This is a genomic window from Parabacteroides sp. AF48-14, assembly GCF_003477465.1.
GTDB lineage: Bacteria > Bacteroidota > Bacteroidia > Bacteroidales > Tannerellaceae > Parabacteroides > Parabacteroides acidifaciens.
In genome coordinates, this window is the sequence record NZ_QUDI01000025.1 from 20,268 (window position 1) to 38,699 (window position 18,432).

General features: G+C 45.9%; 18 protein-coding genes and 2 pseudogenes. 15 read left to right on the forward strand and 5 right to left on the reverse strand.

What is annotated here, in order from left to right; translation table 11 throughout:
* Window positions 1–59 precede the first annotated feature (59 nt).
* Window positions 60–1,601 carry an Mfa1 family fimbria major subunit gene (locus DW083_RS12790; RefSeq protein WP_122332622.1) on the reverse strand — a complete coding sequence of 514 codons (1,542 nt, stop codon included), beginning with the start codon at window positions 1,599–1,601 and terminating at the stop codon, window positions 60–62.
* A 400-nt stretch (window positions 1,602–2,001) separates the two neighbouring features.
* Between DW083_RS12790 and DW083_RS12800 the strand changes: the two genes are divergently transcribed.
* Window positions 2,002–2,979: a helix-turn-helix domain-containing protein gene (locus DW083_RS12800; RefSeq protein WP_115497775.1), complete on the forward strand. Its 978-nt coding sequence runs from the start codon at window positions 2,002–2,004 to the stop codon at window positions 2,977–2,979.
* Between the two features lie 25 nt (window positions 2,980–3,004).
* On the opposite strand, the gene DW083_RS12805 is transcribed toward DW083_RS12800, so the two are convergent.
* Entirely contained in the window at window positions 3,005–3,607 is a 603-nt protein-coding gene (locus tag DW083_RS12805; RefSeq protein ID WP_122332624.1) for a nitroreductase family protein, read from the reverse strand.
* A 165-nt stretch (window positions 3,608–3,772) separates the two neighbouring features.
* Between DW083_RS12805 and DW083_RS12810 the strand changes: the two genes are divergently transcribed.
* From DW083_RS12810 to DW083_RS12875, 14 genes and pseudogenes are all read left to right on the forward strand, one after another.
* Window positions 3,773–5,035 carry a glycosyltransferase family 39 protein gene (locus DW083_RS12810; protein WP_122332625.1) on the forward strand — a complete coding sequence of 421 codons (1,263 nt, stop codon included), beginning with the start codon at window positions 3,773–3,775 and terminating at the stop codon, window positions 5,033–5,035.
* 171 nt (window positions 5,036–5,206) lie between these two features.
* Window positions 5,207–5,446, forward strand: coding sequence for a 50S ribosomal protein L28 (rpmB, locus tag DW083_RS12815; protein WP_005638129.1), 240 nt, complete (start codon window positions 5,207–5,209; stop codon window positions 5,444–5,446).
* A gap of 19 nt (window positions 5,447–5,465) precedes the next feature.
* Window positions 5,466–5,654 (forward strand): 50S ribosomal protein L33, encoded by a 189-nt coding sequence (gene rpmG / locus DW083_RS12820; RefSeq protein ID WP_005642977.1) that lies wholly within the window; start codon window positions 5,466–5,468, stop codon window positions 5,652–5,654.
* Window positions 5,655–5,668: 14 nt separating this feature from the next.
* On the forward strand, window positions 5,669–5,830 hold the full coding sequence (locus tag DW083_RS12825; RefSeq protein WP_122332626.1) for a DUF4295 domain-containing protein: 162 nt from the start codon (window positions 5,669–5,671) through the stop codon (window positions 5,828–5,830).
* 135 nt (window positions 5,831–5,965) lie between these two features.
* The gene (gene dnaN, locus DW083_RS12830; protein WP_122332627.1) at window positions 5,966–7,090 is read left to right on the forward strand and encodes a DNA polymerase III subunit beta; all 1,125 of its coding nucleotides are present in this window, start codon (window positions 5,966–5,968) and stop codon (window positions 7,088–7,090) included.
* A 10-nt stretch (window positions 7,091–7,100) separates the two neighbouring features.
* Window positions 7,101–7,871 (forward strand): 3'-5' exonuclease, encoded by a 771-nt coding sequence (locus DW083_RS12835; protein WP_115497771.1) that lies wholly within the window; start codon window positions 7,101–7,103, stop codon window positions 7,869–7,871.
* A 5-nt stretch (window positions 7,872–7,876) separates the two neighbouring features.
* The gene (locus DW083_RS12840) at window positions 7,877–9,028 is read left to right on the forward strand and encodes an iron-containing alcohol dehydrogenase (RefSeq protein ID WP_122332628.1); all 1,152 of its coding nucleotides are present in this window, start codon (window positions 7,877–7,879) and stop codon (window positions 9,026–9,028) included.
* A gap of 145 nt (window positions 9,029–9,173) precedes the next feature.
* Window positions 9,174–10,384 (forward strand): annotated as a pseudogene (coaBC, locus tag DW083_RS12845) (bifunctional phosphopantothenoylcysteine decarboxylase/phosphopantothenate--cysteine ligase CoaBC).
* Window positions 10,381–11,286, forward strand: coding sequence for a DUF4835 family protein (locus DW083_RS12850; RefSeq protein ID WP_122332629.1), 906 nt, complete (start codon window positions 10,381–10,383; stop codon window positions 11,284–11,286). Before coaBC ends, DW083_RS12850 begins: the two are co-directional and overlap by 4 nt.
* 12 nt (window positions 11,287–11,298) lie before the next feature.
* Window positions 11,299–12,963, forward strand: coding sequence for a DNA repair protein RecN (gene recN, locus DW083_RS12855; protein WP_122332630.1), 1,665 nt, complete (start codon window positions 11,299–11,301; stop codon window positions 12,961–12,963).
* Between the two features lie 67 nt (window positions 12,964–13,030).
* Window positions 13,031–13,834: a hypothetical protein gene (locus tag DW083_RS12860; protein WP_122332631.1), complete on the forward strand. Its 804-nt coding sequence runs from the start codon at window positions 13,031–13,033 to the stop codon at window positions 13,832–13,834.
* Between the two features lie 3 nt (window positions 13,835–13,837).
* Window positions 13,838–14,278, forward strand: a complete 441-nt coding sequence (locus tag DW083_RS12865; RefSeq protein WP_122332632.1) for a hypothetical protein — start codon at window positions 13,838–13,840, stop codon at window positions 14,276–14,278.
* Between the two features lie 65 nt (window positions 14,279–14,343).
* The gene (gene rlmB / locus DW083_RS12870; RefSeq protein ID WP_122332633.1) at window positions 14,344–15,093 is read left to right on the forward strand and encodes a 23S rRNA (guanosine(2251)-2'-O)-methyltransferase RlmB; all 750 of its coding nucleotides are present in this window, start codon (window positions 14,344–14,346) and stop codon (window positions 15,091–15,093) included.
* A gap of 22 nt (window positions 15,094–15,115) precedes the next feature.
* The gene (locus DW083_RS12875; RefSeq protein ID WP_122332634.1) at window positions 15,116–15,496 is read left to right on the forward strand and encodes a RidA family protein; all 381 of its coding nucleotides are present in this window, start codon (window positions 15,116–15,118) and stop codon (window positions 15,494–15,496) included.
* 119 nt (window positions 15,497–15,615) lie between these two features.
* Here DW083_RS12875 and DW083_RS12880 read toward each other — a convergent pair whose 3' ends face one another.
* The 3 genes and pseudogenes from DW083_RS12880 to DW083_RS12890 form a co-directional block, all read right to left on the reverse strand.
* Complete coding sequence (locus DW083_RS12880; RefSeq protein WP_115497762.1) at window positions 15,616–15,801, reverse strand: hypothetical protein; 186 nt, start codon at window positions 15,799–15,801, stop codon at window positions 15,616–15,618.
* Window positions 15,802–15,822: 21 nt separating this feature from the next.
* Window positions 15,823–16,466, reverse strand: a pseudogene (locus DW083_RS12885) (GNAT family N-acetyltransferase).
* A 17-nt stretch (window positions 16,467–16,483) separates the two neighbouring features.
* Window positions 16,484–18,289 carry a YgiQ family radical SAM protein gene (locus DW083_RS12890; protein WP_122332636.1) on the reverse strand — a complete coding sequence of 602 codons (1,806 nt, stop codon included), beginning with the start codon at window positions 18,287–18,289 and terminating at the stop codon, window positions 16,484–16,486.
* Window positions 18,290–18,432: the final 143 nt, after the last annotated feature.

Consider the following 18,432-nt stretch of genomic DNA (forward strand, 5'->3'; position numbering starts at 1 on the left):
AGGGTGGAACTAAAGTTTCTTCCGAATGAAACTATTATTACATCAAGGACTTGACAGTCTTAAATATCAATCTCATTTTCCCATACAATCCATGGAGCAACCGATACGGTGATGCCCAGATAACCTGCTGCTTCATCGATAGGATCTTTCGGGTCCGGATCACCCGGGCCGGGGTTGTTTGCTTCCGGATACCAGGGGCTTCCAGGTCCGCCAACGGAATTCAATGTCAGCGAATACCAGTTGTTGCGTACAACACCGTATTTTCCGAAAACCATTTCGTCGTTTAATGTATTGTCATGACGGATCATATAGTAATAGTAACAGAGGCCTTTCTGATACCAGCGGATCACGTCGTTCTTACCATCTTTGATCACTTGTCCGCCGTTAGGTATCCCATTTAAATCACCTTCTGTAAGATCACTGAATTTACTCACAGCGATATTGCTTCCTGGATACGCTTTGATTTTATCAAACATTTTGTCACAAGCCTTCTTTAAGTTTGAGTCATCTCCGGCTTCGTTATAAGCCTCTTTCAACTCCTCGAGACCGTTATAATTCTTACCGGCATAGTTGAACCAGTCGCCATCAGTATTGAAACCCTGTGGAAAATAGGTCGCTTTTATCACCAGACGGGTTGCATTTCCGAATAGCTGATCGTCAGCATCCATTGTGTTTTCGATGCAATAAGCGGTTGTCCCCTTATTCTGCCAGTCATAAGATTCAGCCAGCAACGGGCTATAATCGTTGTTTGTATCGATTGTTGCAAATACAAGTCCGGAAGCTCCGTTGAAGTTTGGATCGTATGTATAGAAATTCTTTTTATAGATACCCTGGGTATGCGTACTTCCAAGTATGTGTTTTTCGGCGCATGGGAAGTAGGTCGAGTTCACTGCGTCGAGTGTCCATCGACCGAACGTAAAAGACGCTCCTTCTTGTTTTGTTGTGGCTCCATCCTTTTTTTCCTGCAAGTCGAGTTTGGCTGCCAGACGCTCAAGGCTGACAGGCACTCTGTCGGCTTCAGCTTCATTCTCATTATCTTTAAGACTGTTTGAGATGTCGATGAGCAGATTGGTTACTTTACCCTCTGCCTCTTCATCGGGGCCACTGTTGATCATCGTGAAACCTTTGCTGATACTGTTGGGGTTGTCTATAACCTCGTCTTTTGTCGTACCGGTGATTGCAGCATTGATAGAGCTGAAGCTCGATGTCACGCTGATATTGTTGATTGCGTTTTTAAGCATTCCGTCAGGATTGGCAATCACCAATAGTTGTTTTGCGTTTTTCGACACTTTGATCGCTTCTGGTGTTGTCGAGGATGTAGAGAGCATCGTGAAATAATTTGTTGTTCCGGGGATTCCCACAACCATGCCATTATCATCAAAAGTAATCAGGTAAAGAGCTTTCAGATCGCTCTCGTTTGCCCCGGGTCTTTCGGCGGAACCGGAAGCGCGGGTCGTCGGCTGCGTTTCGATTTTGATGGAAAGATACGCCACGTCTACGTCTGCCATCTGCGGACCGCCGTGATGATCTACGTCATCGTTGTTACAACTGGTCAAGGCGGCTATCACCAACATTGACATAAAAATAGTTCTCAGTTTCATTGTCTTGTTTTTTTAATTGTGATTAAGTAAATGATAATATAACTTTTTGCATACGCATAAAATTCTTTTTGTTTTCAAGGGCAAAGTTCAGCTATTATGAAGTGCGAAAAAAGACAACTTTATCAGGTGAAAATGAAGGGTTAGAACCTTTTTTGAGGAGGAAGATGTTCGAGCATAGATTATTCTGCAAAACGATGGGAATAAAGATGTTGTTTGTGGACTTTTTGGAGGAAGCCTGTCCGGATATTGACAGAAAAGGAGAAAAAAATAGGGCGATGGGGCTAAGTTTGAAACTCTGTCTTTTTTTAGCAGTTTGGACCTTGTGCCTTTTGATAATTTTTCTTATATTTCGATACCCGTAATTTTGTGTTTTCTATTCATATATAATAATGTAACAAATATGAAAAAGAAAGATCTACATGATATATTTATCGAAGAATTGCAGAATAGGGGAATTAAGAAAGCTGATCTTGTCTACCTCATATCTGACATTCTCAAACTGGAGAAGGAGTCTGCCTATAGAAGGCTGGCAGGCAAAGTAAACTTTTCCGTCAGGGAAATGGGGATCCTGGCTAAAGCTTTGAACATATCCTTGGACAGTCTTTTGTACCAGGATTTAGGACTTCAATGGGTGCCTGTCATTTTGGGGCTGCCGTCGGCATATCAATCTATGGATCCGTTGTATGACTTATTGGATTCCAATATCGAGAAAGTGAGGGAAATCGGTCTGGATGAAGAAAGTGAAACCGGCAATGTGTACCATGCCTTGCCGTTGGAATGTTATGTGCATTCTCCGATTCTTATGAAGTTTGTGTTTTTCAAATGGGGCAGTTATTTTGTTCAGTCGGAAGAATTCAGTGATTTTGCCAGCTGGGAACCACCAGGCCGGTTGCTTAAAATCGTGGAGAAATTCTATGATATATATAATTTCCAGAAAGGGTTTTATGTCTGGGATAATGCCTTGATATGGAATATAAGTATAGAAATACATAATTTCCATAAGATGCGTATTATCAGTACGCAAGAGAAAGACGAAATCAAAAATGAACTCAAAGAGTTTTTGGTCAAGTTGGAAATGTTTTTGAACGGGACTTATACTCCGGAATTTGCCTTGCCGCCGGATTATAAGTTTTATGTTTCAGCTATGAATTTAGGGTTTACAACCGGTTATTTTACTTCCGAAAAGCAGTCACTGGCCTTGTTTAAAACGAATTTCAGCTTTTCCATGTCTACAGATACCAGTGGTAACTTTAAAAAGATGCAGGAGTGGGTCCGGTCATTCTGCAAACTCTCCACCTTGCTCTCCGAAGGCGGACGTATCGAAAGGCGCCTGTTTTTCAATAAACAGCATAAGATCATAGATGAGGTGTTGAAATGAGGAGCTTTTACAAGCCCCTCGTTTTTTATTTGAATACCAGCACTCTTTTGTCCAACGGTTTGATCTCTTTCGGTCCCGGTTCTTCTGTCGGCGTTCCGAAAGGCATTTGGGCGATGAGTTCCCATTTAGGGTCGAGTTTCCATTCTGCGCATACGGTGTCATCGATTAGCGGATTGTAATGTTGCAGGGATGCGCCCAGGCCGGCATCTTCCAACATGGTCCAGATGGCCAATTGGTGCATGGCGGAAGTCTGCTGCGCCCAGATGGGGAATTTATCGTGGTAGGTCGGGAATGAATCCTGCAATTGTTCGATTACGGCTTTATCTTCGAAAAACAGAATTGTTCCGTATCCGGCAGCCAGGCTACCGTTGATTTTGGCTTCTGTCCCTTTGAATACTTCGGCTGAAACCAGCCGTTGCAGTGTCTCCTTTGTGATCTCCCAAAGGCGTTTATGGTTCCTGCCTAATAACAACACAATGCGGGTTGATTGTGAGTTAAAGGCGGAAGGGACGTTCATAACAGCGAAGTCTATTATTTCTTTGATCTGTTCGTCTGATATCGGAGAACTGTTCGTGATATGGTAATACGTTCTGCGATGTCTCAATGCTTCTTTAAAATCTCGTGCCATAATTAATTTGTTTTATTTTATGTTCCTTTTAAATAAGAACCTTCGGATGATTGGATTTGTTGCGAAAAAGACCGGCCGTTTTTGATATGATGCCATAGAAATAATCTATGATAGAAAGATTTCCGGTGAAAAGGGCTATCTTTGTCTGGCAAAAATAGAAAGATAATGATTGGGAGGAAGTTACCTGCTGTTTTTGGGATTGTGTTTGTGGTGTGGGTGATCATACAGGTTTGCCTGGTGGTGAAGTATTGGGATATGCCGAACCATGATGATGCCTATTTTTATGCCAAATATGCGACGGAATGTATAGAGGCGGGGACTTGGTATCCGGCGCCGCATAACCTGTATAACCCGTTTATTTTTGGCCCCGGATATGTCAATCTGCTTATCGGTATCCATTCTCTTTTCGGATCATTCTCTTTTGTCCGCCTGCTGAATCTGTTATTGAACATTGTGATGGTGTTCGAGGTGTTGATGCTGGCCCGGAAACTGTTTAATGAGCGAATCGGGTATATCTCTTCCATTATTTATATGTTGATCTATTCGAATCTTTATACTCCGATTGCCATGTTGACCGATCTGCCGTTTACGTTCCTGTTGCTGACAGCGTTGCTGCTGTGTACCAGCCGTAAGCTGTTGCCGATAGCGGTGGCGGGTGTGATGATCAGTCTGGCGAACTGGTTCCGGCCGTTGGCGATTGTCTTTTTATTGGTGATAATTGTCCATTTCATCGTGGAAAAGAGGGGATGGCGCCAGTATGCGGCATTGGCATTACCGCTCGTGTTGACTGTTTTCCTGATCGGGCAGAGTGCAAAGGCAAGGACTGGCCATTTCGTTTATCAGGCGGTTTCCGGCGGATTTAATCTGGCGATGAGCTCATTTGACAATGCAAACGGGCTGGTTAACTTTAAGGGTTTCGCTGATCCGGATAATTACATTTATCTGCCTCCCGGCGATTATACCTACATGGAGCGCGACAGTTTGCTGAAGCGTGCGTCGGTTCGCTGGATACTGGATAATCCGTTGAAATATCTTTCGCAGATGCCGTTCAAGTTGGCGGCTTTGTATTGCGAAGATACTTGGACGGAACGTGTAAAGCCGGATATGGGATTTAGAGTGGTACTTTCGAATGTAGAGGGCAATAGGTTAAAAATGATGGAGTTAATAGCAGTGCTTTTCTTGAAGAGTCTGGTCTATTATCTGGTCCTTCTCTTTTTCCTTTACTATGTCTGGGTGAACCGGCGCGACCTGTTGCGGCAGCGGAATGTCTACTTGCTGATCCCTGTTTTGGGAACGGCTGTGACGTTGCTTTTTGTGATCACATCCCGCTATCATTATCCCTATCTTTTTGCGATAACGGTTTATGCGGCAGCAGGGTTTGATACTCTTATACAGAATAAATTAAGGAAAAATAGCAGAAAGAGCTGATTTATTTATTGATTTCTTGTGTTTAAATCAAAATAATTAGTACCTTTGTGCCCCGTAAAAGAAGAGAAACTCTATTAGAATCTTTGTTTTTGTTCAAGATGCAGTGCAAAAAGGGAAGACAGATAGCAGGAGTTGACTTAAATTTCGTAATATTAAAAAGAAAGATTAGCGATGTCTAAAATTTGTCAAATTACCGGAAAGAAAGCAATGGTTGGCAACAACGTTTCTCACTCTAAGAGAAGAACGAAACGTAAGTTTGATGTGAACCTGTTTACTAAAAAGTTCTACTGGGTAGAACAGGACTGTTGGGTTAGCCTGAATATTTCAGCCGCTGGCTTGCGTACTATCAATAAACTTGGTTTGGATGCAGCAATTAAGAAAGCTGCTGAAAAAGGTTATTTAAACGCTTAATTTGAGGAGGAAATAAGAAATGGCAAAGAAAGCAAAAGGTAACAGAGTTCAGGTGATTCTTGAATGCACTGAGCACAAAGAAAGTGGTATGCCGGGTACTTCTCGTTATATCACAACTAAGAACAGAAAGAATACAACTCAGAGATTGGAGCTGATGAAGTACAATCCTATCCTGAAGAAGATGACGTTACACAAAGAAATTAAGTAAGAGGAGATTAAACAATGGCAAAAAAAGCGGTTGCAACATTTAAGAAAGGTGACGGTCGTACCTATTCTAAAGTAATCAAGATGGTTAAGTCCCCGAAGACCGGTGCTTACATCTTCCAGGAAGAAATGATTCCTAACGAAGCTGTTAAAGATTATTCGCGAAATAATAGAGCGTAATAGATAATAGAAAGAGAGGTTTTTCCCGATGATGGGAGAAACCTCTTTTTTTGTTCCCGTACGGATGGTTATATGGAATATTTTCCTAATTTTGTGTGGCCGAATATAATAAAAACAATATAATAATTAAGAACCATGAGATTTGATGTATCCAGCACTGCGCTGTTATCACGCTTGCAGTCTATTAGCAAAGTTATTGCTTCTAAGAATTCATTGCCTATCCTGGACAGTTTCCTTTTTAACCTGGAAGGTAATAAACTGACTATAACAGCTTCGGATGCTGAAACACGTCTGGTGACATCTGTCGACGTGATGAATGCACAGGGAAGCGGGCTTTTTGCCGTTTCTGCAAAAATCTTACTTGACCCGTTGAAAGAGTTGCCCGAGCAACCGTTGACTTTCGATATCAACGACGGAAACCTGGAGATCTTTATCCATTTCCAGAATGGTAAATATAATTTTATCGGGCAGAAAGGGGATACTTATCCGCAGCAGAAACCCTTGAACGAGAATGCTATTTCCGTTACGATGGATGCGCAGATGTTGTTGAACGGTATCAGCCGTTCCCTCTTTGCCACTGCTGACGACGAGCTTCGTCCGGTTATGAACGGTGTTTACTTCGATATCCATACGGACGACCTGACTTTTGTCGCTTCCGACGGACATAAACTGGTGCGCCTGCGCAATCTTTCGGTGAAATCGCCGGAAAGAGCATCTTTCATTTTACCGAAGAAGCCGGCTAACATCCTGAAAGGGTTGCTTTCGAAAGAGGAAGAGGCGGTTGTCATCAAGTTCGACGACAACAACGCCTATGTACGCTGTTCGAACTTCGAAATGGTTTGCCGCCTGATTGAAGGACGTTATCCGAACTATAACAGTGTGATCCCGCAGGAAAACCCGTTCAAGGTGACGATTGACCGCGTGTCTTTCCTGAACGCCCTGAAGCGTGTTTCCGTTTTCTCCAATCCGGCAAGTAGCCTTGTGAAGTTGCAGTTGAAAGAAAGCGAGATGGTGGTTTCCGCCCAGGACATCGATTTCTCTACTTCCGCTGAAGAAAAGATCGTTTGCAACTTCGACGGAACGGAATTGAGCATTGGCTTTAAAGCTACTTACCTGATTGAAATATTGAGCAACATCAACTCGGAAGAGGTGATACTCGAACTGGCTGATCCTTCACGCGCCGGCCTGATCGTTCCTTCTGAAAACGAAGAGAATGAAGACCTGCTGATGCTGCTGATGCCTATGATGTTGAATGATTAATACATAAGAAATGCAGTTAAACCTGAAAAACCCGTTAGTCTTCTTTGATTTGGAGACTACGGGTATTAATATTGTAAAAGACCGTATCGTCGAAATCTCTTTTGTGAAGGTTCACCCGAACGGAAAAGAAGAGTCTAAAACGAGACGGATCAATCCGGAAATGCCCATTCCACCGGAATCTACGGCTATCCATGGCATTACGGATGAAGATGTAAAAGACTGTCCTACTTTTAAAGAAATAGCCAAATCGCTGGCAGCCCAGATTGAAGGGTGCGACCTGGCCGGATACAACTCCAACCGTTTTGATATTCCATTGTTGGCAGAAGAGTTTCTTCGTGCCGGTGTCGATATCGACCTCAATAAACGCAAGTTTGTGGATGTGCAGACCATTTTCCATAAGATGGAACAGCGTACACTTGCCGCAGCCTATAAGTTCTATTGCGACAAAAGCCTTGAAAATGCGCATACGGCGGAGGCCGATACGATGGCGACTTATGAAGTGCTGAAGGCGCAATTGGACCGCTATCCGGAGTTGCAGAACGACATCAATTTCCTTTCCCAATATTCGAGCTATGGCAATAATGTGGACTTTGCAGGCCGTATGGTTTACAACGACAAGGGAGAAGAGGTGATTAACTTCGGTAAATATAAAGGCCGTTTGGTGGAAGAGGTGCTGAAGAACGATCCGGGCTATTATTCCTGGATCATGAATGGCGATTTCCCATTGAACACCAAGAAGATGTTGACAGAAATTAAATTGAGAGGTTTTAATTCAAAATAAGAATAATGAATAATTTTGAGTTCTGTAACCCTGTAAAGGTTGTTTTTGGTAAAGGTTCCATTGCCCGTTTGTCTGCTTTGATTCCCGAAGGGAGCAAGGTTTTGATGGTGTATGGAGGCGGAAGCATCAAGAAGAATGGCATCTATGAGCAAGTGACGGATGCCTTGAAAGGTTTTGACGTAACGGAATTTCCCGGCATAGAGGCGAATCCGCATTACGAGACCTGCATGAAGGCAGTGGAGATCGTCAGGGAAAAGAATATCGATTTTCTGTTGGCTGTAGGCGGTGGTTCGGTGATCGACGCTACGAAGTTTATTGCCGTTTCCGTCGGTTTTGAAGGCGATCCCTGGGATATTCTTTCAAAAGGCGGCCAGATAAAGAGCGCGTTGCCTTTGGGAACGGTGCTTACGTTGGCGGCTACCGGCTCGGAGATGAACGAACGTTCGGTTATTTCGCGTGTGTCGACCCGTGAGAAACTGAATTTCGCCAGTCCGCTGATCTTCCCGAAATTCTCTGTCCTGGACCCGGAAGTAACCTATTCATTGCCTGCCCGTCAGGTGGCGAACGGGGTTGTCGACTCCTTTATTCATGTCGTAGAACAATATCTGACCTATCCGGTCAATGCGAAAGTGCAGGATGCTTTCTCGGAAGGCCTGATGCGTGTCATCCACGAAGAAGGATTGAAAGTGCTGGATCAGCCGAATGATTACGATATCCGTGCCAATCTGATGTGGGCGGCAACCAATGCGCTGAATGTCTGGATCGGCCAGGGAGTTCCGCAAGACTGGTCATCCCATCGCATGGGCTATTCGCTGACGGCACAGTTCGGGTTGGATCACGCACAGACACTGGCTATTCTTTTACCGGGCGTCATGACTTATATGTTTAAAGAGAAACAGGTGAAACTGGCTCGTATGGGTGAGGTCGTATTCGGTATTACCGAAGGTTCGGAAGAGGAACGTGCGCATAAAACCATTGCAGCCTGTGAAGACTTCTTCCGCCGGATGGGATTGAAAACACGCCTCGGCGAGTGCGGCATCACGGAAAAAGATCTGGATGCACTGGCTGCCCCTGTCGACAAGCAGGGATGGAAGTTAGGCGAACATCATAACATCGACAGTAAGGTGGCTCGCGAGATTATGGCGCTGCGCTTGTAATCACTCTCCCGTTCTTATGGGAAAAAAGTTCCATGCCTATGAAACAAAAGTTCCATGCCTATGGAAATAAAGTTTCATGCCCATGGAACAAAAGTTTCATGCTTATGAAATTCCGGTTTCGTCCGGAGAGATACAGAAATGGGTTATGGAGAATAATTTGAAAGGTAAACATATCATATTAGGAATCACGGGGAGTATTGCAGCATATAAAGCAGCTATATCATCCGTTCGCTGGTCAAGAAAGGGGCGGAGGTCCAGGTTGTCATTACGCCTGCCGGAAAAGAATTTATTACGCCGCTTACTTTATCGACTTTGAGCAGCCATCCGGTGATCAGCGAGTTTTTCTCGAACCGCGACGGGACGTGGAACAGCCATGTCGATCTCGGCCTTTGGGCGGATGTCATGCTGATCGCTCCGGCTACGGCTTCGACGATCGGGAAGATGGCAAACGGCATTGCCGACAATATGCTGATCACCACTTACCTGTCTTGTAAAGCGCCTGTATTCGTTGCTCCGGCAATGGATCTGGATATGTTCGCACATCCTTCCACACAGCAGAACCTGGATCGTCTCCGTTCATTCGGAAACCGTATCATCGAGCCTGCCGAAGGAGAACTTGCCAGTCACTTGGTTGGCAAAGGGCGCATGGAAGAACCGGATAAGATCGTGGCTGCATTGGAGGATTTCTTTGCTTCCCAAACACAACTCGAAAAAAAAAAGATTGTAATAACTGCCGGTCCGACATATGAAAAGATAGATCCTGTACGTTTTATAGGTAACTATTCTTCCGGAAAGATGGGATTTGCACTGGCGGAAGCCTGTGTGCAGCAGGGAGCGGAGGTAACGCTAATAGCGGGTCCGGTTTCCTTGAAAACGGTTCATCCGAACATCAAAAGGGTCGATGTCGAGTCTGCCGAAGAGATGTATCAGGCTGCTATGGCGGCTTTCCCGAAGGCAGATGCTGGTATCCTTTGTGCTGCTGTCGCGGATTATCGTCCGGATGTGCAGGCTGCCGAAAAGATCAAGCGGGAGACGAAAGGAGAGATGACGCTTCGCCTGGTCCCGAACAAGGACATTGCTGCCTCGCTGGGAGCCATCAAGCGGGAAGGGCAGGTGTTGGTCGGGTTCGCGCTCGAAACGAATGATGAAGCCGCTCATGCAGAAGGCAAGCTGAAGCGGAAAAATCTCGATTTCATCGTGCTCAACTCGTTGAGAGATGCAGGTGCCGGTTTCCGTTGCGATACGAACAAGATCACCATCATCGACAAGGAAGGAGAGTCGGTCGCTTATCCGCTGAAGAGCAAACAGGGAGTGGCTGTCGATATCGTAAACAAATTGGCAACGTTATTAAAATGAAAATGATTAAGAGATTGTTATGTATATGCTTGCTGGGCGCAGCTCCCTTTTGGGGCGAGGCGCAGGAGTTGAATGCCCGTATCACGATCAACAGTGATAAGATACAGAGTACCAACAAACAGGTATTCACCACCCTGCAAACTGCGCTGAACGAGTTTGTCAATAACAAGAAGTGGACGGACGCAACTTTCGCGGTGAACGAACGCATCGACTGTACCATGACTCTTATCATCAATGAAGTCGTGTCGGACAATAGTTTTAAGGGCGAGATTCAGGTACAGGCCCGCCGCCCGGTCTATAATTCCAGTTATACGACTACGATATTGAACTATCGCGATACGGAGCTTTCTTTTGATTATACCGAATTCGAGCCGTTGGAATATACGGAAAATACGTTGAGCAACAATCTGATTGCTACCGTTGTATATTATATTTACACGATCCTCGGACTCGATTTCGACAGCTTTTCACCGAAAGGCGGCAGCGCTTTCCTGCAGCAGGCGCAACAGATCGTCAGCCTGGCACAGTCACAGCCTTCGTGGACCGGCTGGAAAGCCTTCGAAAACGATCGGAACCGTCACGCATTGGCAACGGCGCTGAGCGATAATACTTCCGATCTTTTTCGTGATATGTGGTATAATTATCACCGTAAAGGTCTCGATGAAATGGCGGCAAATCCGGATCGCGGACGTACGACCATCATCGGTCTGCTTCCTGTCCTGGAACAGATCAAAAGTGCCCGTCCGACCTCTCCATTGCTCCAGATGTTTGCCGATGCGAAGCTGGATGAAGTTGTCCTGATCTATTCGAAGGCAACGACACAGGAGAAGCAGGATGGTTATAAAATGCTGTCCAACCTCTATCCGGCTCTTACGACACGTATGGAATCGCTTAAAAAGTAATCTGAAACAACTATGCTGAAGTCTTTATTTATACGGAACTTTGTTCTGATAGATAGCCTGGATATTAAGTTTGACAAAGGCTTTTCGGTAATAACCGGTGAGACGGGAGCCGGAAAGTCCATCATATTGGGTGCCCTGTCGCTGGTGCTCGGACAGCGTGCGGACGGAAAGAGTATTAAGAACGGTTCTGAAAAATGCGTGATAGAGGCAGTCTTTGATGTGTCCCGATATAAGTTAGAAGAATTCTTCCAGTCCAACGACTTGGAATATGACGCAGAGGTCTGTATCCTTCGCCGGGAACTGTTTGCTTCGGGTAAATCCCGGGCTTTTGTAAATGATTCTCCCGTTTCACTCACGGTAATAAAGGAACTGGGAAGCCGCCTGATCGATATCCATTCGCAACACCAGAATCTTTTGTTAGGGGATAACCGTTTCCAGCTGAAAGTGATCGATGTAATGGCTGAAAATGATATATTGCTGATCCTTTACCGCAAGGAATACACCCGTTACCTGTCTCTGAAAAGGGAGTTAAAGGAACTGACAGAAAAAGCAGCTCAAACCAAACAGGAAGAAGATTACGTCCGTTTCCAGTTGGAACAGTTGACGGAAGCCAATCTTGTTGTCGGCGAACAGGAAGAACTCGAACAGGAACTGGAAACTCTTTCCCATGCGGAAGAGATAAAAGGTTCTCTCTATAAGATCACACAATTGCTGAACGGAGAAGAGCAGGGAGCTGTCCAACTGATTAAAGAAGCCCTTTCCACCGCAGACAGCCTGGAACGCTACTATCCGAAAGCAAAGGAAATCGCGGAACGACTGCGCTCTGCTTATATCGACATGAACGACCTGGCATCCGAAACGGAGGTGCAAAAGGAAGACATCGAGTTTAACCCGGAACGCCTGGATTGGGTAAACGACCGTCTCAATACACTTTATTCCCTGGAACAGAAACACCGTGTCTCGACCGTCGAAGAGTTGATCGAGCAACAGGATAAATACGAGGAACAGTTGAAGGAGATCGATTCGTTTGACGATCAGATCGAATCGTTGAAGAAGCAATTGGAGGTCTCTCATCAGGAGCTGCTTCAGCAAGCCGCCGTGTTGAGCGAACAGCGTAAGATCGCATCAAGGGCAATCGCTTCGCAACTGGTGGAGATGATCGTTCCGTTAGGGATGCCGAATACGCGTTTTGCCATCGATTTTGTTGCCCGACCGGAGCCGGAAAGCGATGGAATGGACGAAATCCGGTTTATGTTCTCCGCCAATAAGAGTGCGGAACTGCAACCGGTGGCGCAGACGGCTTCCGGTGGTGAAATATCGCGCCTGATGTTATGCATCAAGGCTATGATTGCCGGATTTACGGCTTTGCCTGCTATTATCTTTGATGAAGTCGATACGGGAGTATCCGGTGATATTGCCGATAAAATGGGCGATATCATGCAGGAATTAGGTACAAAGATGCAGGTATTCGCCATTACCCATCTTCCCCAGATCGCAGCAAAAGGAAAAGAGCATTATTTTGTTTATAAGGAAGATACGGAGGACCGGACAGTAACCCGTATCAAGAAATTGAATAAGGAAGAACGTGTGAAAGAGATCGCGCGCATGCTGAGTGGTGCTTCGTTGACCGGTGCTTCCATTGCCAATGCGAAAGAATTATTGAAAGCGAAGAATTAAACCTTTCCATCGATGGATGGTCATAATAGCAAGATGATATAATTGCTAACTTAAAAAGTAGAGTGACATGAAGAGATTGAGTATTATATTAATGGTAGTCCTTTTCTGCAGCTTGCAGGGACACGCACAATTCTGGATCAGCTTCGGATGGAACGAACCGCATTGCCAGAATTGCCTTTGGATGGAACAGGCAATCCGTATGACAAACCGCCAGGCAGCCGAGTATCACAAGATCATCCATAAATACGGAGAGAAGATAGAACGTGAGGCATGCCGGAATTACCGCTATTGGGACCAGTCTGCCCAGAAGATATACAAGTTAAGGATGGAACGCGACCGGAAATTGCAGCGTATCCTTTCGCCTTCGCAGTTCCGGTTGTATGTCCGTTTCGTCCGCGAAACACCGACACGTATCCATGATTGGCGCGGTTGGTATGATAATCCGCATTATCCGAATTACCGCCCGTCGAATATCTGTCATCGGTATGAGGATCATTACTGGCATGGCCAGTGGGAATATACGAACAACCGGTGGACTAATCACTTTGACGATGGCAAATGGTATCCCGGCAAGTATGACCGCCCGGGGCATAACCATTCTAAACCGGCTCCTAATAATGTCCGTCCGCCTCACAATAACAATCGCCCCAATCATGACGGAGGTCGTCCCCATTTCGATGACCATAAAAATAAACAGAACAAGGATAATCGCGATAACGGCAAATACGACAAGAAGCGCCCGGACCGCGATAAAGACAAACATTACGACAAGAATAAAAAGGATAAAAAGGATAATAAACGCTCGGACAAGGATCGTACAAACAGTCGTCAACGTACGAACACCCGAAAGAGCATGGAGAAAAGTGTTTGATAAATGGGTTTTAGAGTGAACAGACGCACCCTGCTTTTTATAGCCGGGTGCATTTGGATAATAGCAGGCGTCAATATCTTACGGATCGGCATCGTCACTTGGCTGAATGATGCCCATTATTGGTTATTTAAGATGGGAGAGGCGACTGTTGTTTTTCTGCTCTTCTTCCAATTCGTATTCCGCCGCCTGTTTGTCAAGCATTCGGAGCGTATTTCACAAAAAGGAGAAAAGAATTGTCCTTTCTCCTTTTTTGATGTCAAAGGCTGGATCGTGATGATCTTTATGATTACTTTCGGAATCACCATCCGTCACTTCCATCTGCTTCCCAACTCGTTTATTTCCGTTTTCTATACCGGTCTTTCGTCTGCATTGATCATTACCGGCCTGCTGTTTCTGCGGCGGGCTTATTTATTTTCCCACCAAAAGCTGGAGGGCGATAGCTAAGATAAAGTAGCTGATATAGCTAAATCTTTGTATCTTTGCCCGACGAAAAGAAAAGACATAGAATAATGAAGGAAAACGAAATGGTGTTTGGCATCCGTGCCGTGATCGAGGCTGTCCAGGCCGATAAAGAGATTGATAAAATATTGGTGAAACGCGAATTGCAGGGTGATCTGTCCCGTGAACTTTTCGACGTGTTGAAAGGGCGCGACATACCCGTGCAGCGTGTGCCGGCTGAACGTCTGGATCGTCTGACACGCAAGAACCACCAGGGAGTGATCGCGTTCATCCCGGCTGTGACCTATCAGCGTCTGGAAGATATCATACCGTTTGTGTATGAACAAGGGAAGAATCCTTTTATTGTGTTGCTGGACGGTATTACCGATGTCCGCAATTTCGGAGCGATAGCCCGTACCTGCGAGTGTGCCGGTGTGGACGCCATTGTGATTCCCCAGAAAGGAAGCGTTACGGTGAATGCCGATGCGATCAAGACGTCGGCTGGTGCGCTTCACGTTTTGCCCGTCTGCAAAGAGAAGAGTATTTCGCAGGCAATCCGTTTCCTGCAGGAATCCGGAGTGAAAGTCTATGCCGCCAGCGAAAAGGCTTACGAGAATTATACCGCTATTAAATATGAAGGTCCTGTTGCCATTGTGATGGGAGCTGAAGATACGGGTGTTTCCATGGATAACCTCCGCATCTGCGACAGCATGGTGAAGATACCGCAGTTTGGCACGATCGGCTCGTTGAACGTCTCGGTGGCCTCTTCCATCCTGATTTATGAAGTAGTCCGCCAGCGGATGAATGAACAAGCACAATAAACATCACTAAAATAAAGAGACAATGAAGAAAGTAATCGCAACAAAAAACGCGCCTGCCGCTATCGGCCCGTACAGCCAGGCTGTACAAGTAGGAAATATGCTTTTTGCTTCCGGCCAGTTAGGCATGGATCCGGCAACAGGCAACTTCGTTGAAGGCGGAGTAAAAGAACAGACTGTGCAAGCATTCAAGAATGTCCATGCAATCCTGGCAGAAGCCGGACTCAGCATCAACGATGTTGTGAAGACGACTGTTTTCCTGGCCGACATGGGTGACTTTGCCGCCATGAATGAAGTTTATGCTTCCCAGTTCGAAGGAACATTTCCTGCCCGTTCGGCTGTAGCTGTCAAGACGCTGCCGAAGAATGGCCTGGTCGAGATCGAAGTGATTGCCGTAAAAGCATAAAAATAGGACACTAAAGTTTCACCTGTTTCCTTAGGGTGAAACTTTAGTTTCTCCGGCATGAAACAAAAGTTTCTCCCAGAGGGAACAAAAGTTTCTTCGGCGTGAAACTTTTCTTTTACTTAAGCATATCTGGTGAATTTATACTGTTTACGCAGTTCCGCCTGCTCTTCCTTGCTCAAGGAAGTAAAATACTTTCTCCATCCCGGACAATAGTCGATGTGCCAACGCCAGAATCTTCCGATTAATGATTTTGGGGCTTTGTCATACTTGGCCCGTAACGGGCACTTAGTGCATACATGTTTCATGAGAATTAAAATTTAAAAGTGTTACGCTTTTCTTATCATGGCCGAAAGCTCCTCGAAGCGTCGTTGCATCGGTGTTCCGGTTACCAATTCTTTATGAGGGAAATTCTTGTCGAACGCAGTGGCTGCGGTTTCATCAATCTCATAGATCGTATCTTCAAAATAACGCCCTTTGGCATCAGCCAGTGCGTTATCATATAATTCGCAAACGTGGAGTGCGGTCATATACATATTATCGGCAGTCCGTATGCCCAAGGTTTCGGCCGGTATAAATCCTTGCCGCAGGTAATAGTCCGGGTCTCCGCACAACAAGATGGCACGGAATCCCATTTTACGGGCGGTGTCTTTGGTCTGTTCTATCAGCTTGCCGCCAATACCTTTACGTTGGTATTCGGGAAGGACGGAGATCGGGCCTAAGCTCAGCACTTCATAATCATTGCCATTATCCGCCTTGATCGCTGCTTTGAGGCAGACGGCGTTTCCGACGATTTTGCCGTCGCATTCTGCAATGATGTCAAGCTCGGGCACGAAACTCGGGCAGTTGCGCATGATGTGCAGTAAGTAATGTTCATAACAGCCCGGGGAATAGTGGTTCCAAAAGGCTTCCCGTGTTACATATTCCGTTTCGGAATAATCCGAGGTTGCTCAAGTCTAAGTGTTATATTCATATTGGTTATATAAGATTTCATTTACCAAATAATTTCCCGACCAAGTCTTTCTTCCCGATCTTTTGCAACGCCTGCGTGATTTGGCGGCGGAACTCCGGCTTATACCAGAAGAAGAACTGCCGTTGTGCCAGCTTCTGTTCTTTGGTATGGGCGGTGTACACTTTTTCGAGCGTATAGGGATGATAGCCTGTGTAATACATCTCGGTTGCCAGCGTCATAGGCGTAGGCGTGAAATCCTGTACCTGTTCCAGTTGGAAATGCAGTTTCTTGGTCTGGATAGCTAAGTTTGCCATGTCCGCCTCCGTACAACCGGGATGGCTGGAGATGAAATAGGGAATCAGCTGTTGGTTCAGGCCGTGTTGCTTGTTTACACGGTCGAATATCTTTTTGAATTGTCCGAAAAGCTCGAAAGAGGGCTTACGCATCATCTTCAATACATTATCTTCGGTGTGTTCGGGCGCCACTTTGAGGCGGCCGGATACATGGCGGGCGATTAGCTCTTCCGTATAGCTCTGGGCCGTCTTATTCAGATTCTCATTTGCATAGCGATGCAGGAGCAGGTCGTAACGTACACCGCTTCCGATAAAAGAACGCTTGATTCCCGGCAGGCTGTCCACCTCTTTATAGATATCTAATAACGGTGAATGGTCTGCATTCAGGTTTTTGCAGACGACGGGAGAGATGCAGGACGGTTTCTTGCATTGGGCGCAGATGTCCGGATTCTTCCCTTTCATCCGGTACATATTGGCGGAAGGGCCTCCGAGATCGCTCAGGTAGCCTTTGAAGTCGGGCATTTGGGTAATCTCTTTCACTTCTTTCAGGATAGATTCCTTGCTGCGGGATGCAATAAACTTTCCCTGATGCGCCGAGATCGTGCAGAATGCGCAGCCGCCGAAGCATCCCCGGTGGATATTTACCGAGAACTTGATCATCTCGAAAGCCGGTATCGTCTTTCCTTTATACTTGGGATGGGGCAGGCGCGTGTAGGGCAGATCGAATGAAGCGTCGATCTCTTCTTCCGTCATCGGCGGGAAGGGAGGGTTCACGACTATGGTCTGTTTCCCCGCTTTTTGCAGGATACGCGAGGCATGTTGCTTGTTGGATTCTTCTTCTATATGCTTGAAGTTCTTTGCCTGTTTCAGCTTGTCGCGCAGACATTCTTCGTGCGAAAAGAGATTGATGTCGTCCGGTAGCGATTCTACCGTATCAGTCAGATAAGCTGTCTGGCGAATGTCTTTGAGCTCATGGAAAGGAGTTCCCGCCTGTAGCCGGGTGACCAGTTCTTTGAGGGGAAGTTCTCCCATGCCATAAATCAGCAAGTCGGCCGGGCTGTCCTTCAGAATACCCGGAAGCAATTTGTCCTGCCAATAATCATAATGCGTAACACGTCGCAAGGAGGCTTCGATACCTCCCAATACGACAGGAACATCCGGGTAAATCTCTTTCAATATCTTTGTATAAACAATACTGGGATAATCCGGGCGCATCCCTGCCCGGCGATCCGGTGTGTAAGCATCGTCGCTGCGCAGTCGTTTGTTGGCCGTATAGTGATTGATCATCGAATCCATCGCTCCGGCAGAGACGCCAAAGAAGAGGCGGGGAGCTCCTAACTTCTTGAAATCACGATAATCTCCGCGCCAGTCCGGTTGCGGCACAATGGCAACGCGCAGTCCCATCGACTCGAGTGTCCGTCCGACAACAGCCGCCCCGAACGAAGGATGGTCTACATACGCATCCCCGCTGAAAAGCACCACATCTATATAATCCCATCCGCGAGCTTCAACTTCTTTCTTGGTAGTCGGCAACCAAGCCTCCGGTCTGATGTCTTCATATCTGCAAAGATACGAATTTCCTGCCGAAATAGAGTTACAAGATTAAGATTGTAGAGAAGAGAGAGTTTGCTTAAAAGTAAAGTTTGCTTTACTTTTTGTCTGTTTTATTTGTTTTAATGTAAAATACACTTTAC